This window comes from Rhizobium sp. BK399, from assembly GCF_014194695.1.
GTDB lineage: Bacteria > Pseudomonadota > Alphaproteobacteria > Rhizobiales > Rhizobiaceae > Rhizobium.
The window spans coordinates 249,184-275,194 of the sequence record NZ_JACIAH010000008.1 but is presented as its reverse complement, the minus strand read 5'-3'; the positions used below and the strand labels follow the sequence as shown (position 1 = coordinate 275,194).

23 protein-coding genes are annotated in these 26,011 nt (G+C 59.6%); 11 read left to right on the top strand and 12 right to left on the bottom strand.

Annotation, left to right across the window (positions count from 1 at the left end; genetic code table 11):
• Positions 1-67: 67 nt before the first annotated feature.
• The 5 genes from FHT97_RS18935 to hutI form a co-directional block, all read right to left on the bottom strand.
• Positions 68-652 (bottom strand): HutD family protein, encoded by a 585-nt coding sequence (locus FHT97_RS18935; protein WP_183757122.1) that lies wholly within the window; start codon positions 650-652, stop codon positions 68-70.
• Positions 653-787: 135 nt separating this feature from the next.
• On the bottom strand, positions 788-2,476 hold the full coding sequence (hutU, locus tag FHT97_RS18930; RefSeq protein ID WP_183863905.1) for a urocanate hydratase: 1,689 nt from the start codon (positions 2,474-2,476) through the stop codon (positions 788-790).
• Positions 2,477-2,501: 25 nt separating this feature from the next.
• Complete coding sequence (gene hutG / locus FHT97_RS18925) at positions 2,502-3,302, bottom strand: N-formylglutamate deformylase (protein WP_183863904.1); 801 nt, start codon at positions 3,300-3,302, stop codon at positions 2,502-2,504.
• 1 nt (position 3,303) lies between these two features.
• Complete coding sequence (hutH, locus tag FHT97_RS18920; protein WP_183757119.1) at positions 3,304-4,839, bottom strand: histidine ammonia-lyase; 1,536 nt, start codon at positions 4,837-4,839, stop codon at positions 3,304-3,306.
• Positions 4,836-6,098 (bottom strand): imidazolonepropionase, encoded by a 1,263-nt coding sequence (gene hutI, locus FHT97_RS18915; RefSeq protein WP_183757118.1) that lies wholly within the window; start codon positions 6,096-6,098, stop codon positions 4,836-4,838. The genes hutH and hutI overlap by 4 nt, the downstream gene beginning before the upstream one ends.
• Before the next feature lie 121 nt (positions 6,099-6,219).
• On the opposite strand from hutI, the gene FHT97_RS18910 reads away from it, so the two are divergent.
• Together FHT97_RS18910 and hutC are read left to right on the top strand one after the other, a co-directional pair.
• Positions 6,220-7,581, top strand: coding sequence for a formimidoylglutamate deiminase (locus FHT97_RS18910; protein WP_183757117.1), 1,362 nt, complete (start codon positions 6,220-6,222; stop codon positions 7,579-7,581).
• Between the two features lie 57 nt (positions 7,582-7,638).
• Positions 7,639-8,361, top strand: coding sequence for a histidine utilization repressor (gene hutC, locus FHT97_RS18905; protein ID WP_183757116.1), 723 nt, complete (start codon positions 7,639-7,641; stop codon positions 8,359-8,361).
• A 683-nt stretch (positions 8,362-9,044) separates the two neighbouring features.
• Here hutC and FHT97_RS18900 read toward each other — a convergent pair.
• On the bottom strand, positions 9,045-9,383 hold the full coding sequence (locus FHT97_RS18900) for a hypothetical protein (protein WP_183863903.1): 339 nt from the start codon (positions 9,381-9,383) through the stop codon (positions 9,045-9,047).
• 240 nt (positions 9,384-9,623) lie between these two features.
• Between FHT97_RS18900 and FHT97_RS18895 the strand changes: the two genes are divergently transcribed.
• On the top strand, positions 9,624-10,370 hold the full coding sequence (locus FHT97_RS18895; protein WP_183863902.1) for a phosphoglycerate mutase family protein: 747 nt from the start codon (positions 9,624-9,626) through the stop codon (positions 10,368-10,370).
• A 19-nt stretch (positions 10,371-10,389) separates the two neighbouring features.
• Here the strand turns inward: FHT97_RS18895 and FHT97_RS18890 are convergent, their stop codons facing one another.
• From FHT97_RS18890 to FHT97_RS18880, 3 genes are all read right to left on the bottom strand, one after another.
• Complete coding sequence (locus tag FHT97_RS18890; protein WP_183757114.1) at positions 10,390-10,725, bottom strand: hypothetical protein; 336 nt, start codon at positions 10,723-10,725, stop codon at positions 10,390-10,392.
• Positions 10,726-11,169: 444 nt separating this feature from the next.
• On the bottom strand, positions 11,170-11,793 hold the full coding sequence (locus FHT97_RS18885; RefSeq protein WP_183757163.1) for an AraC family transcriptional regulator: 624 nt from the start codon (positions 11,791-11,793) through the stop codon (positions 11,170-11,172).
• Positions 11,794-11,830: 37 nt separating this feature from the next.
• Positions 11,831-11,974 (bottom strand): hypothetical protein, encoded by a 144-nt coding sequence (locus tag FHT97_RS18880; RefSeq protein ID WP_183757113.1) that lies wholly within the window; start codon positions 11,972-11,974, stop codon positions 11,831-11,833.
• 208 nt (positions 11,975-12,182) lie between these two features.
• Here FHT97_RS18880 and FHT97_RS18875 point away from each other — a divergent pair, with 208 nt between their 5' ends.
• The gene (locus FHT97_RS18875) at positions 12,183-12,896 is read left to right on the top strand and encodes a DUF899 family protein (protein ID WP_183757112.1); all 714 of its coding nucleotides are present in this window, start codon (positions 12,183-12,185) and stop codon (positions 12,894-12,896) included.
• A gap of 19 nt (positions 12,897-12,915) precedes the next feature.
• Here FHT97_RS18875 and FHT97_RS18870 read toward each other — a convergent pair whose 3' ends face one another.
• Positions 12,916-13,806 carry an AraC family transcriptional regulator gene (locus FHT97_RS18870; RefSeq protein ID WP_183757111.1) on the bottom strand — a complete coding sequence of 297 codons (891 nt, stop codon included), beginning with the start codon at positions 13,804-13,806 and terminating at the stop codon, positions 12,916-12,918.
• A gap of 202 nt (positions 13,807-14,008) precedes the next feature.
• Here FHT97_RS18870 and FHT97_RS18865 point away from each other — a divergent pair, with 202 nt between their 5' ends.
• From FHT97_RS18865 to FHT97_RS18835, 7 genes are all read left to right on the top strand, one after another.
• Entirely contained in the window at positions 14,009-15,475 is a 1,467-nt protein-coding gene (locus tag FHT97_RS18865; RefSeq protein ID WP_183863901.1) for an alpha-glucosidase/alpha-galactosidase, read from the top strand.
• A gap of 123 nt (positions 15,476-15,598) precedes the next feature.
• On the top strand, positions 15,599-17,686 hold the full coding sequence (locus FHT97_RS18860; RefSeq protein ID WP_183757109.1) for an ABC transporter substrate-binding protein: 2,088 nt from the start codon (positions 15,599-15,601) through the stop codon (positions 17,684-17,686).
• A gap of 111 nt (positions 17,687-17,797) precedes the next feature.
• Entirely contained in the window at positions 17,798-18,805 is a 1,008-nt protein-coding gene (locus FHT97_RS18855) for an ABC transporter permease (protein WP_183863900.1), read from the top strand.
• A 1-nt stretch (position 18,806) separates the two neighbouring features.
• On the top strand, positions 18,807-19,940 hold the full coding sequence (locus FHT97_RS18850; RefSeq protein ID WP_183757107.1) for an ABC transporter permease: 1,134 nt from the start codon (positions 18,807-18,809) through the stop codon (positions 19,938-19,940).
• Between the two features lie 10 nt (positions 19,941-19,950).
• A complete protein-coding gene (locus FHT97_RS18845) occupies positions 19,951-21,618 on the top strand; it encodes an ABC transporter ATP-binding protein (protein WP_183757162.1) in 1,668 nt (555 codons plus the stop codon).
• A gap of 21 nt (positions 21,619-21,639) precedes the next feature.
• Positions 21,640-23,010, top strand: coding sequence for an alpha-glucosidase/alpha-galactosidase (locus FHT97_RS18840; protein WP_183757106.1), 1,371 nt, complete (start codon positions 21,640-21,642; stop codon positions 23,008-23,010).
• 307 nt (positions 23,011-23,317) lie between these two features.
• Positions 23,318-24,082 carry a sugar phosphate isomerase/epimerase gene (locus tag FHT97_RS18835; RefSeq protein WP_183863899.1) on the top strand — a complete coding sequence of 255 codons (765 nt, stop codon included), beginning with the start codon at positions 23,318-23,320 and terminating at the stop codon, positions 24,080-24,082.
• 196 nt (positions 24,083-24,278) lie between these two features.
• Here the strand turns inward: FHT97_RS18835 and tehA are convergent, their stop codons facing one another.
• A complete protein-coding gene (tehA, locus tag FHT97_RS18830) occupies positions 24,279-25,307 on the bottom strand; it encodes a dicarboxylate transporter/tellurite-resistance protein TehA (RefSeq protein ID WP_183863898.1) in 1,029 nt (342 codons plus the stop codon).
• A gap of 35 nt (positions 25,308-25,342) precedes the next feature.
• Complete coding sequence (locus FHT97_RS18825) at positions 25,343-25,684, bottom strand: carboxymuconolactone decarboxylase family protein (RefSeq protein ID WP_183863897.1); 342 nt, start codon at positions 25,682-25,684, stop codon at positions 25,343-25,345.
• Between the last annotated feature and the right edge of the window lie 327 nt (positions 25,685-26,011).

Below are 26,011 nucleotides of genomic sequence, written 5' to 3'. Positions count from 1 at the left end.
GACCCCACCGTATCGGACGTGCCTGCCACCAACCTAGCTGCTCCACAATCGATCGAGATCTGGGGTCTCAGAGCGAATTGATGGAGATGAGAAAGCAGGGCGCTTCGCCGTGGAGTGTGACGTCCACCCCTCTGGCCCCCTTCAGGAGGATTGTGTCGCCTGGTTCAAGTTCGACATGTTGGTCGCTCCATTCGACTGCAAGCGCAGCCTGGCGGCAGAGCAGAAGACAGGTCTGAGCCTCGGGTCGCATGGATGTAGTCGAGTTGACAGCCAGTCTCTCCACCCGATGCCGCAGCATGTTGCGGCGCGTCATGACGTTGAGGTCCGTGATCGGACCATCTGGCAACGCTGCAGACACGGCAACATCGGCCGGAAAGGCGAGGGGAGCGCTCTCTTGTGTCAGCAATACAGGAGCGTGTCCATCGATCGCCAGCGACATTCCGTTTCCCTCGAGGATCGACAGCGTCCGGTCGACGCCGGCAAAGATCGAGAACGGTCCATCCGTGGCAACGATTGCCATGCTGATGCGCCAATCAAAATCGCTTATCGGCGCCCCCTCTGGCGAAACCGCGATCTCGATGGTTTCGCCCCCGCCGTTCTTCCACGGCATACGGCGATAGGTCCTGGACTTGAGCACGGTTGCGCGGATCATTTTCGTTCCTGGATTGCAAGGACGACGGAGTGATTGGTCGCGTCCACGCCGAAGATTGAGGAGGTTGTCACGGTCACGATGAAGGCTTTTTTCGGGTAATCGGGCCCCATCGGATTTGGGGCCCGGTATCCTTCATCAGTTCCCGAGAATTGCCGGCAGGCGCAAGCCTTGCTCCCTGGCACAATCAAGGGCGATCTCGTAGCCCGCGTCAGCGTGACGCATGACGCCTGTCGCCGGGTCGTTCCAGAGGACACGCTCGAGGCGGCGAGCTGCATCGTCGGTGCCATCGGCGCAGATCACCATGCCGGAATGCTGGGAGAAGCCCATGCCGACGCCGCCACCGTGATGAAGCGATACCCAGGTGGCACCTGACGCGGTATTCAACAGAGCATTCAGAAGCGGCCAGTCGGATACGGCATCCGAGCCGTCCTTCATCGCTTCGGTCTCACGGTTCGGGGAGGCGACAGAACCGGAATCCAGATGATCACGGCCGATAACGATAGGAGCTTTCAGCTCACCGTTCCGGACCATCTCGTTGAAAGCAAGGCCGAGACGATGGCGATCGCCAAGACCGACCCAGCAGATGCGTGCCGGCAGGCCCTGGAATGAGATCCGCTCTCTCGCCATGTCAAGCCAGTTGTGGAGATGCTTGTTGTCGGGAAGAAGTTCCTTCACCTTCGCATCTGTCTTGTAGATATCTTCCGGGTCGCCAGAGAGTGCAGCCCAGCGGAACGGACCAATACCTCGGCAGAACAGTGGCCTGATATAGGCTGGCACGAAGCCCGGGAAGGCGAATGCATTCTCCAAACCTTCGTCCTTGGCGACCTGGCGGATATTGTTGCCATAGTCGAGTGTCGGGACGCCCGCATCCCAGAAGGCAACCATTGCCTCGACCTGCTGCTTCATGGAGGCGCGCGCAGCAGCTTCCACAGCCTTCGGATCACTTTCGCGCTTGGCCTTAGCCTCCTCGACCGTCCAGCCAGCGGGCAGGTAACCGTTGCGCGGGTCGTGCGCCGACGTCTGGTCAGTCACCATGTCGGGGCGTGGGCCGCCCGCCTTCATGCGACGAACAAGCTCGGGAAAGATTTCCGCGGCATTGCCGAGGAGACCCACCGATTTTGCTTCCCCGGCCTTCGTCCACTTGTCGATGAGAGCGAGCGCCTCGTCGAGTGTCTTTGCCTTTTCGTCGACATAACGCGTACGAAGGCGGAAATCGATGCGGGTCTCGTCGCATTCGACCGCAAGGCAGCAGGCTCCCGCCATGACAGCCGCAAGCGGCTGAGCCCCACCCATGCCGCCGAGACCGCCGGTAAGAATCCATTTTCCCTTGAGGTTGCCATTGTAGTGCTGGCGTCCAGCTTCGACGAATGTCTCGTACGTACCCTGTACGATCCCCTGCGTACCGATGTAGATCCAGGAACCGGCCGTCATCTGGCCGTACATGGCAAGACCCTTCTTGTCGAGCTCGTTGAAATGATCCCAGGTCGCCCAATGCGGGACAAGGTTCGAGTTTGCAATCAGAACACGCGGGGCATCCTTGTGTGTCCGGAACACGGCAACCGGCTTGCCAGACTGCACCAGCAGCGTCTCATCCTCGCTCAGCGTCTTCAGGGTCGCCGTGATACGATCGAAGTCGTCCCAGGTGCGGGCTGCCCGGCCGATGCCGCCATAAACCACGAGCTCGTTCGGATTTTCGGCCACGTCAGGGTCGAGGTTGTTCATCAGCATGCGCAATGGCGCTTCTGTCATCCAGCTCTTGGCAGTGAGCTCGTTGCCGCGCGGCGCGCGGATTTCACGGATGTTGTGGCGTGGATTGGATGTCATGCGTGTTCCCCTTGTGGAGTGATTTCTAGCGTTTCAGGCCCTGAGCGATCTGTTCGATCCGCAACAGGATGTCTTTCAGATGTATCCGCAGGCGGTCGGCCTTATGGCTGTCGTAGGCAAACGGTGTCGCTTCGGTCTCAAGATGGGTTGATTGCGCAAGCTCCATCTGGATGGCATGTACTCCCGTTTCCGGACGACCATAGTGGCGGGTGGTCCAGCCACCCTTGAAGCGGCCGTTGAGCACGCTGTCATAGCCTTCGGCGGCTCCGACAACGGTCAGCGTCGCCTGCTCGATCGCGCCATCGCAGGTCTTGCCCATGTCCGTCCCGATGTTGAAGTCTGGCAACTTGCCTTCGAAGAGGAACGGGATGTGGGAGCGAATGGAGTGGCAATCGTAAAGGATTGCCACACCGTGGTCTGCTCTGACGCGCTCGATTTCGGCGGCAAGCGCCGCATGATAGGGCGCATGAAAGTCCCGCACCCGCAGAGCGATGTCGGCCTCGCGCGGCGACTCGCCATCTTTCCAGATCGCTTGCCCATCGAAGTCCGTTTCCGGGACCAGACCCGTCGTATTCTGCCCGGGATAGAGGCTTCGCCCCTGAGGATCACGGTTCGCGTCGATAACATACCGATGGAAAGTCGCGCGAACACTCGTAGCGTCGGCGAGGAGGCCGTCGTAGAGCCGATGGATATGCCAGTCGGTATCGGCAAGTTTCCTGCCATTGTCATTCAGGCGATCCCAGATGCCCGCAGGGACGTCGGTCCCGGTATGAGGAAATGCGAGGATGACCGGCGAGGTCCCCTGCCTGACTTCGAACACGGACATGTCAAGCCTCCAGGACCGGAAGAATGCCGCGCGACACAGATGCATTGAGTGCACCGGTCGCAATGAGATCGCCCGCTGCCTGAAGGTCGTTGGCCATGTAACGGTCGAGATCCAGCGTCGAAACTGCGCTGCGGATCGCGGTCAGTGCCTTCTGCAACTCCGGACTGGTCGAAAGCGGCGCACGGAATTCGACCCCCTGGGCCGCCGACATTGCTTCGATGCCGATAATGCTGAAGAGATTGTCGGTCATCTGCAGCAGGCGTCTGGCACCGTGGCAAGCCATCGACACATGGTCTTCCTGATTGGCGGAGGTCGGCGTTGAATCGACGGAGGCAGGGTGGGACATCTGCTTGTTCTCAGACATCAACGCCGCGGAGGTGACTTCCGCGATCATCAAGCCGGAATTCAGCCCCGGCTTTTTTGCAAGGAAGGCTGGCAATCCATAGGATAGCGCAGGATCGACCAGCAAGGCGATGCGTCGCTGCGCGATCGCTCCGATTTCGCATATTGCGAGCGCAATCTGGTCAGCCGCAAATGCCACCGGCTCGGCGTGGAAGTTGCCGCCCGAGACAACAGAGTTGTCGGACAGCACCAGAGGGTTGTCCGTTACTGCGTTGGCTTCGGTCTCCAATGTCCGCGCAACCATCCGCAGGAGATCCAGGCAGGCGCCGTCGACCTGCGGCTGGCAGCGGATACAGTAGGGATCCTGAACCCGCTCGTCGCCCTCGATATGGCTTTGACGGATCACGGAGCCTTCGAGAAGCGCTCGAAGCGACGCGGCCGTATCGATCTGCCCCCGATGACCGCGCAAGGTGTGGATATCCGGGTGGAATGGTGCGGACGAGCCCATTGCCGCGTCAGTGGACATGGCACCGGTGATCAGGGCTGCCTGTGCTGCGCGATGCGCCCGGAAGAGCCCGGCCAGCGCAAGAGCTGTCGAGGTCTGCGTACCGTTGATCAACGCAAGCCCTTCCTTTGCGGCAAGGACAACCGGCTTCAGGCCGGCTTTCTCGAGAGCCACATGACCGGAAAGACGAGCGCCTGCAAAAAAGGCTTCGGCTTCTCCCATCATGACGGCCGCCATGTGGGCGAGTGGGGCAAGGTCTCCCGACGCGCCCACGGAGCCTTTTTCTGGAATGACGGGGATCACGCCCCTTTCCAGCATGCCTTCGATCAACCGGACCAGCTCGAGTCGAACCCCGGAGGCGCCACGGCCCAGGGAGACCAGCTTGAGGGCCATGATCAAACGGACGACGTTCTCGGGCAGTGGTGCGCCGACGCCGCAGCAATGCGAGAGGATAAGATTGCGCTGAAGCGTGGCCACATCAGCGCTGTCGATCTTGATCGACGCAAGTTTCCCGAAACCGGTATTGATGCCATAGACAGGCTGATTGCCGGCAGCGATTTCGGCAATACGCGCTGCCGCCTTGGCGATACCAGCATCAAACGATGCGTCCAGCCTGGCCGGCTCTCCGGTCCAGTAAATGGTCTCGAGCTGCTTGAGAGAAACGGTTCCGGGATGAAGGGTAATGGTCAATGGTCGATCCTTTCGCCCTTGAAGACATGTGCGTGAAGCGGATTAAAGCCGATGCGGTAGACGAGCTCTGCCAGGCTCTCCACATCCCAGACGGCGAAGTCCGCCGATTTGCCGGTTTCGAGAGTGCCCGTTTCGTCAAGCAGCCCAAGAGCCCGCGCGCCCTCGCGCGTGACCCCCGCAATGCACTCCTCCACGGTCAGGCCGAAGAGGGTGGCGGACATGTTCATCGTCAGCAGCAACGACGTCAGCGGCGAGGTGCCCGGATTGCAATCCGTCGCGATGGCAATGTGGGCGCCAGCGTCTCGCAGTGCCTGCAGGGGGGGCTTCTGTTTTTCGTTGATGGCATAGAATGCACCCGGCAACAGGACGGCAACCGTCCCGGCCTCAGCCATCGCGCGAGCGCCCTCCGGATCAAGATATTCCAGGTGATCGGCAGAAAGCGCCTTGTATGAGGCTGCGAGCTTCGCGCCCCCGAGGTTTGACAACTGCTCGGCGTGGAGCTTGACCGGCAGACCGAGGGCGGCTGCCCGATCGAAGACTCGAGTGATCTCCGCGGTTGAGAACGCGATCGTCTCACAGAATCCGTCGACGGCATCGACAAGGTGCTCTGCATGGGCATTTTGCAAAGCCGGGATGACTACGTCGGTGATGTAGTCGGCATTGCGCCCTTTGTATTCGACCGGAGTGGCGTGAGCACCAAGATAGGAGGTGACGACCCGAACCGCACGGACGCGTTCGAGCCGGCGCGCAGCGCGCAGCATCTTGAGCTCACCGTCGACGCTCAATCCATAGCCAGACTTGATCTCGATGGTGGTCAGACCTTCGGAAAGAAGCGTATCCAGTCTGGGAAGCGCTGCTTCCACGAGGCCTTCCACCGAGAGCGCGTTCGTCGCCTTGACGGAGGAGACAATCCCACCACCAGCCCGTGCAATCTCCTCATAGGTAGCCCCTTGGAGGCGCATCTCGAATTCGCGGGCGCGGTTGCCCCCGTAGACGATATGGGTATGGCAGTCCACCAGACCGGGTGTAACCCAGCGGCCTTCGAGATCGGTGATCTGTGCCCGCTCGATTGCCGCCACCGGCAGGTCGGCCTCCGGGCCGACAAAAGTTAGACGGCCATTCTCGGTGACAATGGCACCCTTTTCGATGATGCCGAGACCCAATTTTTGCTGCTCGAGCGTCGCCAATCGCGCGTTCCGCCACAGATGTGGACGGAGATCTCCGGATGCGTCGCCGGTTGAAATTTTGTTCCCAGTCATCAGCTTTGCGCCTTCCCTTATGTGGAAACATGTATATACATAACAGGAGCGGTGACAAGTGAAATTTTGTGCATCCTCCTCAAAAAGGAAGATGTGCAGTGCCAAAGAGGAGAAAAGCCTAATGACCGGACCTGTCGCGACCAGACTTCACGCCAGCGCGGCTCTGCTACCGGGAGGCTGGCGCGAGAACGTGCGCCTGACCATTGCAGACGGACGAATTGAAGACGTTCAGACAGGTGTTGACGCCGGACCCGGTGACGAGCATCACCAAACGATCGTTCCGGCGATGAGCAACCTCCATAGCCATGCTTTCCAGCGCGCAATGGCTGGCCTTGCAGAGGTCAGGGGCCCTGCGAACGACAGTTTCTGGAGTTGGCGCACCGTCATGTACCGGTTTGCCCTGTCTATGGAACCCGAGCACGTCGAGGCCGTTGCCGCCCAACTCTACATGGAAATGCTCGAGGCCGGCTTTTCGCGCGTCGGAGAGTTCCACTATCTTCACCATGACCGGGACGGAATGCCCTATGGCAATATTGCCGAACTCGCAGAGCGTATCGGTGCGGCAGCAACCACCAGCGGGATCGGCCTGACACTTCTTCCGGTCTTTTACGCCCATTCCGGCTTCGGCGGTAAGACGCCGATTGATGGCCAGCGACGCTTTATCAATAACCTGGACAGCTTTGCCGCTTTGATGGAGGGCTGCCGCGGGGTGACAACCGCAATCCCCGGCGCCGAGCTTGGCATCGCGCCGCACAGCCTGCGGGCCGTAACACCGGAGGAACTTGCCAAGATCGTGCCGCTTGCCGGCGACGGGCCGGTCCATATCCACATCGCCGAGCAGGTCAAGGAAGTGGAAGACTGCGTGGCGTGGTCAAGCGCACGCCCCGTGGAATGGCTGCTTGCAAACGCACCTGTTGATGAGCGCTGGTGCCTGATCCATGCGACACACATGACCGACGCAGAGACACGCGGCATGGCGCAGAGTGGCGCGATTGCGGGTCTTTGCCCGATCACGGAAGCCAACCTTGGTGATGGTACATTCCCCGCGCCACTTTTCATCGAAGAAGGCGGGCGCTTCGGCGTCGGCTCTGACTCGAATGTTCGCATCTCCCTGCCCGGGGAACTGTGTCAGCTCGAATATTCATTGCGACTCGCCTTGAGAGGTCGCAACGTCATTGCCGCCCCTAGCGGTTCGACCGGGCGGAACCTTTTCGATCGCGCGATCGGTGGCGGTGGTGACGCGCTCAAGGCTCCAGGTGGTATCGCGAAGGGAAACCACGCCGACCTCGTTTCGCTCGACGCAACCGCCGTCCCCTATCTCTCCGGCGACCAGCTGCTCGATCATTGGGTCTTTGCCGGTGGCGTCACCATCGACAGCGTCTGGACGCTTGGACGAAAACAGGTCTCGAGCGGACGCCACGTGGCGCGCGAGGACATCAACCGAAGGTTTCTGAAGGCGATGGGCGAGCTCCTGACAACATAGGGCTTCCCTCGCCGCGGTATACCGACTAGAGCGGGAGTCACCAACTGGAGCGTGGCGATGAATCAAGGCAAGGACACAACCTTGCACCAGCGGATCGTGAGCGAGATCGAAGGCCGCATCGTCTCGGGCGAATGGCCTCCTGGCCATCGCATTCCGTTCGAGGTGGATCTCACCAAGGAATATGACTGTTCGCGCATGACCGTGAACAAGGCGCTTACGCAACTGGCCAAGGCGGGTCTCATCGAGCGCAGGAAAAAGTCGGGCAGTTTCGTGACGCAACCTCAAGCGCAATCGGCGGTGCTTGAGATCCACGACATCCGGACGGAGGTTCAGTCACTGAACCTCGCCTATTCCTACGCCGTATCGAAGCGCGAGCAGCGCAAGGCGAGGCCGGACGACATCAGGCGCCTCGATCTTGCATCGGGATCGTCGGTGCTGGACGTATCCTGCATTCATCATGCGGGCGGGCGGCCCTTCTGCCTGGAAGAGCGCCTGATCAGTCTTTCAACTGTCCCGGAAGCCGCCGAAGAAAATTTCGCTGACATGGCGCCGGGTGCGTGGCTGATCAACCAGATACCGTGGAGCAGCGCCGAGCACCGAATCCACGCCGTCTCGGCCGGCGCCGACGAAGCCATTGCCCTGGATATACCGCGTCATACCGCCTGCCTGGTTGTCGAGCGACGTACCTGGAGCAATGTCGGACCAGTCACCCATGTCCGCTTCACCTATCCAGGTGACCGCCATGCGTTGGTAGCGCGCTTCACGCCGGCATCGCAATAGCAAGTCGGCAGCAACCATTATCGACTGGGTGGTCGGATATTCCCCGTCGCAGTGCTTCAGTAACAGATTTTGACGGAAAGAGCCGACGTGCGGGTCCACACCGCCCCTCTGATCGCGGCTTCGCCTGCAAAGCATGTGCAATCAGGGCCTTTTGCGATGGTGCGGCAGGTTGTGGGTAGCGATATCTCCAGTTCTCGCTGCAGGTGTATTTTGCTCCTTGCCGGGAAACGTACGGTGCCCACCAAGATGACGAAATGTTGATTGGTTCGGCCTATTTCCGAGAAGCCCGGTGAGGCTAAATTCTATCACTGATAGTGTTGCACGGGGGCTGTGATGGACACGCTTCGAAGAATGATATCCGTTGGAATGCTCGTCGCTATTGCAGGTCTCGCATCGGCCTGTTCAACCAGCTCCGAGGCACCTCTCACGACGGGGTCGGTCGGGTATGGCAGACACAATGCCGACTTTGATCTCAGACCGGCGTGCAGTGGCGGATTCGGCAACGATCGACCCTGCAGCTATTAAGCGCCTTTACCAGATCAACGGGGTGATGTGACGTCGCCGACACGCGTTGCAGTTCTTGGTCGACGACCGATCATCTAAACGCGCCGGAGCGTGGCGTCCCTCTCGCTGCGGACGTCCTCTAGGTTTCGTAGACGATCTCGGTTGGTGTCTCGCCAATTCTAACGAAATTGCTTCACGACAGAGTACTTTCCGGCTTCCCAGGCTCTCATCTCGCCGCCTTCGCAACTGTAGTTTTCATCGGTCTCCGATATTCCGATCCCGATACCCTCGATGCCTGGATCATCGAAGACGACAAAAACATCGGCTTTCCTGACTTTCCTCTGCTTGAAATCTTTCAGGATGTACTTGTAGCACTCGATATCCTGGCGCGAATTCTGACGTAAGATCTGAGCTTCGATCTTTTTTGTGACCTCCGATAGCGGGCGCGTTTCGGCGAGCGCTGGAAAGGCGAGTGCGAGCATCGGGAAAGCCGCGAGGGGGAAGGGACATCTGTTCATTGATTGTGGACACCAAAAGCCCGCGATCGGAAATGGATATGAATTTTCGGTCATAAGGTCAGATCCCTCAGAAATTGCAAGTGATCAACGCTGCCTCGCATGTTTTGGAAAGAGGAGAAACAACGTCACCATGGGTCGCACTTCACGTTACCTGCTGCTTGCGCGAAAGACTGCCCCGATTGAACCGCACGGCCTTTGTCGTCATGATGAGGGCACCTGACATCGAGACACACGACGGCGATGCGTATCTTTCTGGTCCGACATGGCGAATCCCTCGGCAACATTGATGAAAAGGCCTACGGGCAGTTCGGCGACCACAATGTTCCTCTGACGCAATGGGGTTACCGGCAAGTGCAAACGGCCGGTCAGGCGTTGGCGTCCTACCTCGCGGGACTGCCGCAGACCGGCAGCGCCAGCCTGGACATTTGGTACTCTCCCTATTTGCGGACCCGGCAAAGCAAGGACGCGCTTCTCGAAACCCTACCGCCCGAACGGATAGGCGCAATAAGGGAGGATTACCTGCTTCGCGAGCAGGACTTTGGCCTTTTCACGGAAATATACGATCATGCGGAGCGTCGGCAAAAGTTTCCGGACGAGTTCGAAAAATGGGCCAGGCTGCGCAGCACCAGTGGAAAATTCTATGCAAGGCCGCCCGACGGGGAGAGCAGGGCGGATGTCGCCCAGCGTCTTCGGCTTTTCCTGCAAACGGTAATCGACGATGTGTCCGGCATATCCAACGATGTCATTATCGTGGGACATGGCGTGACGAACCGGGCGTTCGAAATGAATTTCCTCCACCTTGCTGTCGACTGGTTTGAGCGCTCCGACAATCCAGGAAATTCCGACGTCACATTGATCGAAGGAAATCGTTCCTTTGGATACAGCTCGTCCCTGCTGCACAAGGCGACCGACCGGATGGAAGGTGATGACGAGCTGCGTATGGCCCACAGATCAGAATTGACGATTGCCCCGAAACAAAAACCATAGGCAGACGTCATCGCCGGTGTTAATGGCGAGCAGGGGACAGGCCGCACTCGGTAACCTCCGGCTCGTCCTTGATGCTGGCTTTGATCCGCAGTTCCCAATCCGGACCCAGCTGAAAACCGTGCGCCCGCAGCATGTCAGCCACCTTAGGACAGTCTGCGGGACTGTCGTACTGGCCAGCAAGAGAAACCTCGATGAGCGTCTCCCCGGCGTCCACTGCGCAATCGCCGTTCAGGCCGGTCCCCTGAAGAAACGAGCAGACGGCCTGGGCGCGCTCCAGGCCTGTGCCATCGTTGGAAACGACCGGTGAGCCGGCCGCCAGAATGGCAGCCTCAAACAGCGATACCAAGGTTTTCATCGTAGCCTCCGTGGAGGGAGACATCCGCACCGGTCAACCGATGACTGGAGGCCTCCGTCTTCCTTCCAGGAGATGAAGGATGAAGGGGACATAGGTCGTATATCAGAGGCGGGAAGGGCGCCCCTCGGGATTAAGCGAGCGAATGGAATTTCCGTGGAATGTTAACCCACGAGAAGCCGTGGTTAAGGCGGAAAAGGATGCCACCGCTGGGGTGAGCGGCGGCCAATTTTCCAATTGGACGTTGATTTTTTTGGCACTTTAAGAAAACAGCTGCTCTTCTGCTTACAATACGCTGCCAAAAACTTGTTCTGAGCTGCCATATGCCTCATGCCAATAGGCGATTGGTGCCGGTGGGTGACGGTGAAATCTCGGATGCGCCGTTACCTCCTGAACGTCTCATTGTATCGGTTGGAGCCGCCGATACTGAGAGGGTGTGCTCCCAGTTCAGCGCTTGCAGGCGTGGGTGAACGAGCTGGACTGGTGAAATCCAAGCAACCAGGCGATCCGGGAAGCCTGCAGACCATCCTGCATGCAGGTAATCGTCAGTTCATGTCTCAGACCATCCAATATCAACCCGAAGGCCGTTCCCTGCGCAGCCAGGCGCCGCGCGAATGTCCGCTCGCTGACACCCAGTCGGTGCGCAACATTGTCGGCACTCGCTTCGCCATGAGGCAATAGAGGCGAGATCGTGTTCTCCACCAGCGTCCATGGTCGACACACGCGCGGTGATGGCTTGCTCGCAAAGTCCGACAACAGCTCGGTGAGGAAGGGGTCTATACCGATGACCGGAAGGCCAAGGACGGCTGCGTCGAACGTCAGGCCATCAGAGTAATCGCCGAATTGCACGTCGCAGCCGAATAGAGACTTGATTTGAGCGAGATCTCCGGAGCAATGGTGTGCGAGCGACACACTCAGAGGGATAATCCGGCTTCCCATCAGTTTGCGGCATACGCGAAGAAGCACCGAGGCGACGAACTCGGCGTGATGTCTATCGGTATGGCGCGAAAACCGTTCGAAGGAAACTGCGGGTCGCAGTACGCCCCCCTGATTGTCGAACCGAAGTTCCAGCGTCTGATCTCCGGAAGGTCCAGTTGGGTCGCTAGACTCAGTCCGAACTTGTGCGCCTCAGAAGCGGCAGCGGATCGCTGTCTTCCCGCTTGATCCGCGCGAGCGCAAGCTGTGAAGCAAACCCTATCGCGGTCGCAGCAGCAGCTAGCCCCTGAAACTTGTTCTTGAGGACTTGAGACATCACTCCCCCTGGTCTCGTGCTTATAAGTGCCAACAACATGATGAGGCCTCTCTTAGCGGAGGGCAAATGTGGTCCTGGCGCGAACGGACGGAAATTTCGGAGAAAATTTCAGCCACCTGTCGATTTTCGCTTTTGTCAAACGTTCCTTGTCAGGATGGCGACCGGTGCAAGGTTCGCCGGCGTTTTAGAACAAAGGAGGAGTCTCGTGATGGATCAGAACAACCTTGTCTCTGCCAGAGAACTGGCAAGAAGAAACGCCCTCACCTTTCCAAACGAAAGTAGCGAATACAGGCAGGCGCGCGACGAACTCCTTGCCGAAGAAATCGAGCTGCGCCGCCATATCGAGCGCGTCGCCGAGCAGCGTCGGGCTTTGCCGCCAGGTGGCGAGGTAACCAGAGACTACACATTCCGGGGGCCGGATGGCGAAGTCACAATGCATGACCTCTTTGCCAACAAGACCACGTTGGTGATCTACAGCTACATGTATGGACCCAATCGCGAGCGGCCATGCCCAATGTGCACGTCCATGCTGTCTGCCTTCGATGGCGAGGTTCCGGACATATGCCAGCAGGTTGCCTTTGCGGTCGTTGCGCGTTCGCCGATAGACCGTTTGCTGGCGTTCAAGAAGGAGCGGGGCTGGCATCACCTCCCACTCTATTCCGATACAACGGACGAATTTAGTCGTGACTATCATGCCATCGGACCCGATGGCAGTGACGATGCCGCCTATAATGTCTTCACCCTGAAGAATGGCGCGATCCGTCACTTCTGGAACCCGGAAATGGGACCGGCAACCGCCGATCCCGGTCAGGATCCGCGCGGCGCACCGGATTTCATGCCTCTCTGGACCGTCCTCGACACAACTCCGGAAGGCAGACCGGCGACCTGGTATCCCAAGCTCACTTACGACCTCGCCCGGTAGCCGGCGCGTTTCGCGGGCGTCAGCGCACCTTGCCGACGCTCGCATACATGCCGGTCGTGCGGAACTCTGTCGGATTGGTTCCGTATACCCGCCGGAAGACCTTGGAGAAATAGTTTGCGTCTTCGAACCCCGAGCGGATCGCCACTTCCTTCACCGGCATGTTGGCGGTCTTGGTCAACAGCTTCACAGCCCGCCTCAACCGCTTTTGCAAGACGAACTCAGCCGGTGGGAGGCCCTCATTGGCTGCGAACATTCGTGAGAAGTGGGCCCGGCTGAGGCCGGCGATCCGGGCAAGATCCTCCACGGGCAAGGGACGCTCGAGGTTTGCCGAGATGTAGTCGATGACATGCTGCATCGTACGGTATTCCTCACTGAAAACCGGATGCGATCCAAAGACATCGTCGTACAGCGCCATCGCGGCCTCGTAGGCGATGGCGGAGGCGAGCCCCGGCGTTTCCGCGCCATTGATCAGGCGCAGGCTGCAATCCGCAAGATGCTCGATTGTTTGCGGCTGCAGCTTCAGGATCGGTCCCGTGACGGCAAGTATCGAGCGATGGATACGCAGCGCCTCCTCACCGTTCATCGAAATCCAGAAGAACTCCCAGCGATCACCGTCATCAAGCCAGTAGCGATGATTGTGGGGGACCAGGACCAAAAGCGTCTCGCCTTCCTTGACGCGAAGTTGGCGGTTCTCGTACCGCAGGTTTCCCGCCCCGCCGATCGTGTGCTGCAAAACGGTAAAAGGTGTTTGTCCGCGCTTGCGGCCGTCCCAGTCGTAGGTGGCATTTTCGCGAATCTCGTAGCCGGTGCTGGTGGGCATCGTATGCAGGCTCTGGCGGCCACGGGGCAGCGACACCGTCCGCATCACCGGTCCGTTGTCAATCAATTTCTGCAGCACAAAATTACCCATGAAAGCATAATCCTTCTCTGGCGGCATCGCCGAATATGCGCATAATCCGCCCTCAAGAGAGAGAACACCGCCAGCACCGAGGACCGGCGGGGAGGAGAATAAGCCCGTTTTCTGGCCTTTTCTAGCGTCGAGCGCAAGCCCGGGCGCTAATCTTCTTCTCATCGTTCAGCGACGGCAATTTTATCGCATTGAGGCAGGGATCATGAGTTTCAAAATCGCTATCATCGGCGCGGGCAGCGTCGGCTTCACGAAAAAACTGTTTACCGATATCCTTTGCGTTCCTGAGTTCCAGGACGTCGAGTTCGCGCTGACCGACATGAGTGAACACAATCTGACGATGATCAAGCAGATCCTTGATAAGATCGTCTTGTCCAACAAGCTGCCAACCAAGGTGACGGCGACGACCAACCGCCGCGAGGCCTTGACCGGCGCGCGCTACATCATCAGCTGCGTGCGCGTTGGCGGCCTCGAAGCCTATGCCGACGATATCCGCATTCCGCTGAAATATGGCATTGACCAGTGCGTCGGTGACACGATTTGCGCTGGCGGCATTCTTTATGGCCAGCGCAATATCCCGGTCATTCTCGACTTCTGCAAGGACATCCGCGAAGTCGCCGAGCCAGGCGCCAAGTTCCTGAACTACGCGAACCCGATGGCGATGAACACCTGGGCCGCGATCGAGTACGGCAAGGTCGACACCGTCGGTCTCTGCCACGGCGTCCAGCACGGTGCCGAGCAGATCGCCGAAGTGCTCGGCGCGAAGTCTCCTTCCGAACTCGATTACATCTGCTCGGGCATTAACCACCAGACCTGGTTCGTCGATCTGAAGCTAAACGGCCGCAAGATCGGCAAGGACGAGCTTGTCGCCGCCTTTGAGGCCCATCCAGTCTTCTCGCAGCAGGAAAAGCTGCGCATCGACGTCCTGAAGCGTTTCGGCGTCTACTCGACGGAGAGCAACGGCCACCTCTCGGAATACCTCCCCTGGTACCGCAAGCGGCCGGACGAGATCACCAAGTGGATCGACATGTCCGACTGGATCCACGGCGAGACCGGAGGTTACCTCCGCCACTCGACCGAAACGCGTAACTGGTTCGAGACGGAATTCCCGCAGTTCCTGGCTTCGGCCGAAAAGCCGATCGATCCGGCCAAGCGCTCGAACGAACATGCCAGCCATATTCTCGAAGCGCTGGAAACCGGACGCGTCTATCGTGGCCACTTCAACGTCAAGAACAACGGCGTCATCACCAACCTGCCGTCCGACGCGATCATCGAATCGCCCGGTTTCGTCGACCGATTCGGCATCAATATGGTCTCCAGCATTACGATTCCGGAAGCATGTGCGGCAACCTGCATGGCGTCGATCAATGTTCAGCGCATGTCGGTCCATGCTGCAATCAGCGGCGACATCGACCTCTTGAAGCTCGCCGTCCTGCACGATCCGCTGGTCGGTGCCGTCGCGACCCCGGAAGAGGTCTGGCAGATGGTCGACGAGATGGTCGTCGCCCAGGCCCGCTGGCTTCCGCAGTATGCGGATGGTGTTCCGGCAGCAAAGGAACGTCTCGCGAAATCGACCGTCGAGACCCGCGACTGGGCCGGTGCTGCCCGCCGCAACGTCCGTTCGATCGACGAACTGCGTGCCGAAAAGGCGGCGCTGAAGCAGGCCGTCTGAGTTTCCCGGAGGACGGGTGGCGATGGGGCTCCGGGAGGGACCCTATCGTCGCAAGCCTGTTGCCGGATCGTTTGAGGAGAACCGGGGTCGCCGCGCGCGCCTCCGAAACAAGAGGGAGAGACGATGAGAAATTTCCGCAACCTTGGCATTCTTGCCGGACTGGCGCTGAGCGTCTCGGTCCAGGCTTTGAACGCTTATGCTTCCGAGCCAACAGCACCGCCCGTTCCGCCGCAATTTCCGGCGGAAGGCAAGATCAAATACGTCTCGAGAGATTCCATCGAGGAATTCAAGGCACTTCCATCCTACAATGAACCAGACTGGGTGAAGAAGAACTTCGTCGACACCGGCAAGCTGCCCCCGGTGAAGGATCGCCTTCCCAAGGAGCCGCTCGTCTTCAAGACCGAGAACATGGTTGACGGCATCGGGGTCTACGGCGACACCATGCGTCACGTTATCGGCGGCCGGCCGGAGGGTTGGAACTACGGCGCCGGCCAGACACAAGGCTGGGGTGGCATCGATATCGGCCTTTCGGAATGCCTGACGCGCACCGCACCGCTCTTCCAGGTCCAGGCCAAGGACACCGAACCGCTTCCGAACCTCGCCAAGGGCTGGGAGTGGTCGCAGGATGGTCACAAGCTGACGATGCACCTTGTCGAAGGTGCGAAATGGTCGGATGGCGTGCCGTTCAACGCTGATGACATTATGTTCTACTGGGAAGACGAGGTCATCGATCCGAACGTTTCGCCGCTTGGCGGCGGCGCTTCGCCCGAGGCTTTCGGCGAGGGAACGACGCTCAAGAAGATCGATGATTACACCGTCGAGTGGACCTTCAAGGAAGCGTTCCCGAAGCAGTATCTTTACACGATGGCCTATCCGAGCTTCTGCCCGGGCCCATCGCATATTCTGAAGCCGCAGCATCCGAAGTATTCGAAGAACACGTATGATCAGTTCAAGAATGCGTTCCCGCCGGAATACATGAACATGCCGGTCATGGGTGCCTGGGTGCCTGTCGAATACCGTCCGGACGACATCATCGTGATGCGCCGCAATCCCTACTATTGGAAGGTCGACGAGAAGGGCAATCAGCTGCCTTACCTCAACGAGCTGCACTATAAGCTGTCGACCTGGGCGGACCGTGACGTGCAGGCGGTTGCCGGATCCGGCGACATTTCCAACCTGGAGCAACCGGAAAACTTCGTGGCGTCGCTGAAGCGCGCCGCCGAGAAGACCGCGCCCGCACGCCTCGCCTTCGGTCCACGCCTGATCGGCTACAACATGCGCATGAACCTGTCCGCCAACGGCTGGGGCGATCCTGATGCTCGTGGCCAGGCCCTCCGCGATCTGAACCGCAATGAAGACTTCCGAAAGGCGGTCACCATGGGTCTCGACCGCAAGGCGATCGGTGACTCCCTGGTTAAGGGTCCGTTCACAGCGATTTATCCCGGCGGCCTCTCCTCCGGCACGAGCTTCTACGACCGCAATTCCGTGGTCTACTACCCCTTCGACCTGAAGGCCGCCAAAGAGCTCTTGGGCAAGGTCGGCCTCAAGGATACCGACGGGGACGGGTTCGTGAACTTCCCTGCGGGGACGGCCGACGGCAAGAACGTCGAGATCGTGCTGCTCGTCAACAACGGCTATGCAACAGACAAGAGCCTTGCCGAAGGCGTCATCGGCCAGATGGAAAAGCTCGGGCTGAAGGTGATCCTGAATGCATTGGACGGCCCCAAGCGTGACGACGCCCACTACAGCGGCCGCTTCGATTGGCTCATCCAGCGCAGCTCGCCGGAACTTGCCTCGGTTGTTCAGAACACCGAGCAGCTGGCGCCCGTCGGCCCACGGACGAGCTGGCAGCATCGCGCCGGCAAGGACGGCAAGGTTGATCTGATGCCCTACGAAGAAAAGCTGGTCGATATCGTCACAAAGTTCCAGACCAGCCAGGACAACAACGAGCGCGTCGAGCTGATGAAGCAGTACCAGAAGGTGGCAACCGAGAATGTCGATACGGTCGGCCTCACGGAATACCCAGGTGCACTGATCATCAACAAACGCTTCTCGAACGTCCCGGAAGGCACCCCGATCTTCATGTTCAACTGGGCCGAAGACTCCGTCATCCGCGAACGTTTGTGGGTGGCCGCCGACAAGCAGGGCAAATACGAGCTCTTCCCGGAGCAGCTGCCCGGCAAGCCCGGTGACAAGGGTCCGATCAACTAAGACTTCCCTCCCAACCGAAAAGCCGGTCGCGCGTGAAGCGCGGCCGGGCAATATCAACAAGCCGGCCGCACCGACAGGCGCGACTGGCGGCAAGGAGAAGCGAACCGTCCGATGTTACGATTCCTGCTCGTGCGCATAGCCTCCGCGATCCCGGTACTGATCATTTTGAGCATCGTAACCTTCGCGATCATCCAGGCTCCGCCCGGTGACTATGCCGACTACATCCGTTCGCAGCTGATCAATCAGAGTGGAGCGTCCTTCGCAGCCGCCGATGCGCAGGCCCAGGCCTATCGCGTCGCTCATGGCCTCGATCAGCCGATGGTGATCCAGTATTTCAACTGGATCAAAGGTATCGTGACACAAGGCGATTTCGGCTACAGCATGTTTTATAACAAGCCCGTGGCGGACGTTGTGGCCGAGCGACTGCCACGCACGTTGGCCCTGGCTTTGGTCTGCCACATCTTCGCGTCGGTGCTTGGTATCGGTTTTGGCATCTGGGCGGCCACCCGCCAGTACAGCTGGATCGACAGCCTGCTCTCCGGCGTCTCCTTCCTCGGCATGACGGTGCCGCGCTTCCTGATGGCGTTGATCATCGTCTATCTCCTCGTCTTTCAATTCAACGTCTCGGAAATCGGCAGCTTCTTCTCGCCGCAGTATGGCGGAGCGCCGTGGTCCTGGGCGAAATTCGTCGACCTCGTCAGCCATGTCTGGCCGGTCGTCGCCATCGCCACCTTTGGCGGTCTCGCCTACAACATGCGCGTCATGCGGGGCAATCTGCTCGACACGCTGAACGCCCAGTATGTCGAAACGGCGCGCGCCAAGGGATTGTCGGGTGGTGCGGTCGTCATGCGCCATGCTGTGCCAAATGCGCTCCACCCGCTCGTCATGTATCAGGGCGTCGTGCTCCCCTACATGCTGACTGGCGAAATCGAGACTGCAATCATTTTCTCGCTGCCGACCGTCGGCCCGGCCATCGTCGGCTCGATGGCAATCGGCGACGTCTACGTCACGGCAACCTTCATGATGGTCCTTTCGGCGACGCTCATCGTCGGCAACATCATCGCCGACATGCTGCTCGCCATACTGGACCCGCGGGTCCGCCAGTACGGAGGAGCATGATATGCTCGCCTTTGATTCTGCTCCCCCACCCCCGCACGAAGAAACCATCAAGAACGCACCGTACGGCAACGAAAGCTATCTGTCGCTTGTCTGGCGTCGCCTGAGGCGCTCATGGACCGGCATGATGGGGCTGATACTCGTTGGTCTCCTGCTTTTCATGGCCGTCTTTGCTGATTTCTTCGCGCCGATGGACCCCAAGGCGACGGACGTCGGCTTCGCGCCACCGCAGATGATCAGCTTCCACGACAAGGACGGCAACTTCACCTATTCGCCCCGCGTCTATGCACTCGGCGAATCCGAGGAGCTCGATCCCGTCACCTTCCAGCCAATCGTCGGCCCGGACTATGACAATCCGCGCCTGCTCGGCTTCTTTGTACCGGGCGCGGAATACAATCTCCTCGGGCTCATTCCGGCAAACCGACACTTCTTCGGGTCGATCGATGGCCAGCCGGTGCATTTTCTCGGCACCGACAAGTTCGGCCGCGACATCCTTTCGCGCGCCATTATCGGCTCGCGGATTTCGCTGACGATCGCGCTCACCGTGGTCTTCATCGTGACCATGATCGGCACGACGGTTGGCATGGTGTCCGGCTATTTCGGCGGCGCGTTCGATACCTGGGTGCAACGCTTCGTGGAAGTGGTTCTCGCCTTTCCGCAGCTCCCGCTCTACCTGGCACTGACCTCGCTGATCCCGGTGACCGCGCCAACCAATGTCTTCCTTGCATTCGTCATCGTCGTCATGTCGGCCCTCGGCTGGGCACAGATGTCGCGCGAGGTGCGCGGCAAGACGCTGGCGCTCGCACGCATCGACTATGTCCGGGCAGCGATGGCCGTCGGCGCTACCGACCGGCGTATCATCTTCCAGCATATCTTCCCGAACGTGATGAGCCACGTCATCGTTGCCGTGACGCTGCATATCCCGAGCGTTGTGCTGCTTGAATCCTTCCTCGGCTTCCTCGGCTTTGCCGTGAAGCCGCCGCTGATCTCTTGGGGCCTGATGCTGCAGGACACCGCCAATTACTCGGTGATTGGCACCTATCCGTGGATTCTGGCGCCCGTCGGCTTCGTGCTCGTCACCGTCTTCGCTTTCAACGCGCTGGGCGACGGCCTGCGTGACGCAGTCGATCCTTATTGAGGTGAAGAACATGGCACTTGCACTCGTCAACTCATTCGCCCCATCCGTCCGTTTCGATCACGAAGCGCACAAGGAGAGCCCCGTCATCGACGCCCGCAACATCGGCGTGAACTTCAAGGTCGAGCAAGGCACCGTGGAGGCGGTGAAAGATATTTCCTTCCAACTCTACCGCGGGGAGACCATCGCGATCGTCGGTGAATCCGGCTCGGGAAAATCGGTGACAGCCAGAACCGTCATGGGACTTCTGTCGAAGCGTGCTGTGGTCGCACCGAAGTCGACCGTCAAATATGACGGCGCCAATATCCTGAAGTTCTCCGAGCGCCAGCGCCGCAAACTGCGTGGCGACCGGATTTCGATGATCTTTCAGGAGCCGATGAGCTCGCTGAATCCGATCTATACGATCGGGAGCCAGATCGTAGAGGCCATCCGGGTGCATCGCAAGATGAGCAGGAAGCAGGCGGAAGCCCGCGCGCTGGAGCTGCTGAAGCATGTTCAGATCCCCGATCCAGAAGCACGGCTCAAGCAGTATCCGCACCAGCTCTCCGGCGGCCAACGCCAACGCGTGATGATCGCCATGGCGCTCTCCAACGACCCCGACGTGCTGATCGCTGACGAACCGACGACGGCGCTCGACGTCACCGTCCAGGCGCAGATCCTCAACCTGATCCGCAACCTGCAGACGGAAATGCGGATGGCGGTGATCCTGATCACCCACGATCTCACGGTCGTGCGGCAGTTCTCCGACTACGTCTACGTCATGCAGCATGGCGAGATGCGTGAGCACAACACGACCGAGAAGCTTTTTGCCAATCCGCAGCATGTCTATACCAAGCACCTGCTAGGCTCTGAGCCGCGGGGGCAGGCCAACCCGCTGCCCGAGGGGTCCGACGTCATCCTCGATGCCAAGGGCGTACGCGTGTCCTTCATGATGCGGCATGGCAGCTTCTTCAAACCGCAACTGAAGGAGCTCGTCGCCGTCGACAGCCTCAGCCTGACACTTCGCCGCCACGAGACGCTCGGCCTCGTCGGGGAGTCCGGCTCCGGCAAGACCACATTCGGACAGGCGCTGCTTCGGCTGAACGACACCGATGGAGGCGAGATTTATTTCGATCGCCAGCCAATCCACGGAAAATCGCGTGCCGAGATGCGGCCGCTGCGCTCGCGCATGCAGGTCGTGTTCCAGGACCCGTTCTCCTCGCTCAATCCGCGCATGACGATCGGCCAGATCATCGAGGAGGGGCTCGTTGTCAACAAGCTCGGAGCAACAAGAGCCGAACGGCTCGACCGCGTCCGCGAGGCGCTGATTGCAGCTGGCATGCCAGGCAATATCCTGTCGCGTTTCCCGCACGAGTTTTCCGGTGGTCAGCGCCAGCGTATCGCAATTGCCCGCGCCATCGCGCTCGAACCCGAATTCATCCTGCTCGACGAACCAACGTCTGCCCTCGACCTGTCGGTCCAGGCCCAGATCATTGAGCTGCTGCGCAAGCTGCAGGACGAACGCGGCCTCAGCTATCTCTTTATTTCGCACGATCTCAAGGTCGTGCGTGCCCTCTGCCACCGTGTGATTGTCATGCAGCATGGCAAGATCATGGAGGAGGGGCCCGTCAACGAAGTTCTCACCAATCCCAAGACCGCCTACACGGAACGGCTCGTCAAAGCCGCTTTCGAGGTAGCCTGATTGCACATGCCGGAGGTTATAATGGCAAGAAATCCCAAGATCACGTTTATCGGAGCTGGCTCCACTGTTTTCATGAAGAACATCATCGGTGATGTGCTGCAACGCCCAGCCTTGTCGGGCGCCACGATCGCCCTGATGGATATCAACCCGCAGCGCTTGGAAGAAAGCGCCATCGTCGTCAACAAGCTGATCTCGACGCTCGGCGTCAAGGCCAAAGCCGAGACCTATTCGGACCAGCGCAAGGCACTTGATGGAGCCGACTTCGTGGTCGTCGCCTTCCAGATCGGCGGGTATGAGCCCTGCACGGTCACCGACTTCGAGGTCCCGAAGAAGTATGGTTTGCGTCAGACGATTGCCGACACGCTCGGAGTCGGCGGGATCATGCGTGGCCTTCGCACCGTCCCGCACCTCTGGAAGATCTGCGAGGACATGCTTGCCGTCTGCCCTGAAGCGATCATGCTTCAGTATGTCAACCCGATGGCAATCAATACTTGGGCGATCGCGGAGAAGTATCCAACCATCAAGCAGGTCGGCCTCTGCCATTCGGTGCAGGGCACAGCCATGGAACTGGCACACGATCTCGACATCCCCTACGAGGAGATCCGCTACCGCTCGGCCGGTATCAATCACATGGCTTTCTATCTGAAGCTTGAACATCGCCTGCCCGACGGATCCTACAAGAACCTCTATCCGGATCTCATGCGCGCCTATCGCGAGGGCCGCGCTCCGAAGCCGGGCTGGAATCCTCGCTGCCCGAACAAGGTGCGGTATGAAATGCTGACGCGGCTCGGCTACTTCGTCACCGAGAGCTCGGAGCACTTCGCCGAATACACTCCCTACTTCATCAAGGAAGGCCGCGAGGATCTGATCGAGAAGTTCGGCATTCCGCTCGACGAATATCCGAAGCGTTGCATCGAACAGATCGAGCGCTGGAAGGGACAGGCGGAGGCCTATCGCTCGGCTGACAAGATCGAGGTCAAGCAGTCGAAAGAATACGCCTCTTCGATCATCAACTCGGTTTGGACCGGCGAACCCTCGGTCATCTACGGCAACGTTCGTAACAATGGATGCATCACGTCGCTTCCAAACAATTGCGCCGCTGAAGTGCCATGCCTCGTCGACGCATCCGGCATCCAGCCGACGTTTATCGGCGATCTGCCACCGCAGCTCACGGCCCTCATGCGCACCAACATCAACGTTCAGGAGCTGACCGTCCAGGCCATGATGACGGAAAACCGCGAGCACATCTATCACGCCGCCATGATGGACCCGCACACCGCGGCCGAACTCGATCTTGATCAGATCTGGTCAATGGTGGACGATCTGCTCGCCGCCCATGGCGACTGGCTGCCGGCGTGGGCACGCACCGGCCGCAAGGTTCAGGCCGCCTGACCATCTCTCTCCCGGTCACGGCCATATGAAGTCCCGCGGCAATGCCGCGGGACTTTTCTTCTCCTACACTCTCACCAAGGTTGTTCCGGGCGGCTTCGCGGTCAATGAACGGAGCAATTCTCTCGCCACCAGGCAAGGCATTAGACGGTCTCCAGCAGCTTGTGCGTCAACCCAATCTCGTCGAAAATACCCACTCGAAAGCTGTGACTCGCCAGCCATGGCTTGCCGCATTCGATGGACTGCGCTTGCTCTCTGGGCAGACCATCAACGATGATCCGGCAAATTTCGTTCGGCCGGAGGCTGTTGAATGACCAGACCAATCCTGTCCCTGCAGCTCTTCTCGATGAGAGGCCTTGGGTCGCTCGATGCGCAACTTTCGGCCGCCGCCCGCGCCGGTTTCCGCTCGGTGGAGCCGCTGGAAAGTCATTTGCGCGATACAGACGAGCTGAAGCAAGGCCTCATACGCCATGGGCTAAGCGCGCCGACCGCCCATGTCACCCTGGACACACTCCGACGTGAGGCTGGGCCAATCCTCACAGCCTGTGAAGTGTGCGGAATAGGGGAACTGTACGTTCCGCATCCTGCACCGCCGGCCTCACAGGAGACCGCGAGCGCCTGGCAGCGCTTGGGTCGCGAGTTGGGCGCCTTGGCCGAACGGTTCAAGCGGGACCACATCGCGCTGGGCTATCACAACAAGATGGCAGGGTTTACGCGACTTCTCGGTTGTCGGTACGGGTTTGAACTCATGTTCGATACTGCCAAGGGAAGTCCGTTGACGTGGCAGGCAGACATTGCCTGGCTATCACGTGCAGGTGTGGTTCCAGAGGAATGGTTGCACAGATATGCGCCGATCCTTGCGTCGGCCCACGTCAAGGACCAGGCACCTGAGGGTGCCAGGAAGGACGAGGACGGTTGGTCGGATGTCGGCTCAGGCATTCTGGTGTGGCCATTGTTGTGGCGCGCAGCCCTCCTGAATGGTGCTCGCACCCTGGTAGTCGAACACGACAATCCGCGGCAGCCCACAGAATTCGCAACAAGGAGTTTTGCGTATCTGAGCCGCTTCATGTCCTGACCCGGACCGAGGCGGAATAGTTGGACCCCTTCCAGCCCGCAATTCGGGACAACATCGGCCAAGTTCCATTTGCCGCGATTGCCGAGCAGATCACATCGATTCGATGCCTGCCATGGAGAATGCATCAGGCAACGACACGCGTTGAGGCTCACTCCTGAAGCGGATGCCGCTATCAGTTGCGCAGCGCGCAACTGCATTAAGGGGCAGACATCGTCGGTGCGGTTTGGGTTGGCAACAGTTTTCCCCGTGCCAACAGCAGAATGGTCCCGACTGCGACAAGGATCACGACGATATTTGCCAGAATGAAAAGAAGCGGGGCGAAGACATGCATCGGTCCGGTATCGCCACGCGCAACCATTCTCGATACGGCTGTCGACAGTGCTGTGATCCCGAAGGTGAACGCCCAGTAGGATGCTGCAAACCGCTGCCGGACGATCCAGGGCAACATCCTCAGGAGCAGGAGCATCTGCAAGATGGCGTACCCGATCATCGCATGCGCCATCATGTCAGGCGTACCCGTTGTGACGCTGAGATAAGCGAGGCTGCCGACCGCCGGTGGCGCCAACTGAATGCCGAGCGTCGGACGAAACTGTTCAGCCAGGACAGGCGCCGTCAGCAACCGATTGAGGAGGACAGATTCGATTGCGAGCCACGAGAAAAGGCCCGCACCAAAGGCAAGCTGGCCCCAATCGCCATAGCCCATCGCCCCCGCGACCGTCGCCGTGACAAACGCTCCTGCGACGGTCGGCAGATAGAGAACCGGCGTCGTCGCTACCGGATCACGCCCGCCGCGCCACAGAATTCCGGTCCGCCATAATGCAAACACGACCGTGAACGTACCTCCTAGTCCGAAGATCAGTTCGGCGGCGGGACGAGAATAGGGAAGCAGGGCCAACGCAACCAGCATTGTCGCAACTCCAGCCAGGCCGATGAAGCAACATTGAACCGCATTCTCCGCCTCATCCCGTGCCGCCTGCGGATCCACGATCCACTTGGCGGTGTAGAGGACTACCAGCACCAGCCAGATTGCGACGGCGACAAGGTTCAGTGCGGCAGCGATTTCGGGGGGGAGCGGCCAAATCGCCGCCGCTGCCCGCCAGCTGTTGGCAAGACCCGCGACACCGAGAACGATGCCAAAGAATGCCGCAGGAACGCGCGGAAGGCGAAACCGCGTCGGGAGCGAGACCCTATCACCTGCCTGCGAGAGTTTGGAATTCACAGTCATGGAAAGCTCCATTCGCGTCGATCGACCTCGCACCGTCACTCTGTGACAGCGTGAGTAGCATCCACGACACGTGCAGAATAGACAAGCGCTGCGCCGGTATTTACAGAGATCGCAACACCGAGCGCCTCGGCAATTTCGGCTTCCGTTGCACCGAACTTCTTTGCCTCTGTCGTGTGAACCACGATACAACCGTCGCACCTCAGGGTGACTGCAACGACCAAGGCGATCAATTCTCGCTGTTTGGCATCGAGATGGTTGGTCTTCCGACCCGCCCCCGGCCAGCGTCTGATAGCCGTTTTTATCGTATCCGGTGCGAGCTTGGGGAGCTCCCCGATCCGGCCGAGAAGCTGGGTTCGATATTCCTTCCATTTCAACATTTGTCTCTCCATGATCATTGTTGCGCCGATGCTCCGGGGGGACCATGAACGCTTTTCATGCGCGTTTGCATGCCCAGCAAGCTCATGTTTACAACCGATCGTCTCAATGGACACTCTTAGCCGCCTGCTTGATCTGGCCGATCTGCAACTGCTGCTCGATTTGCGCTGCAGGCTCGAGGGGCGCGTTCGTCATCGATCATGACCATGCCACCCCAGGCGTCGTACACTTTCATCTCGTGCTCGGCCGCCAGTGTTCCATCCGCACGGCCGCAGGACGACTGGTGACGATGCGTTCCGGGGATTTTCTGATGCTTCCCCGTGGGGATG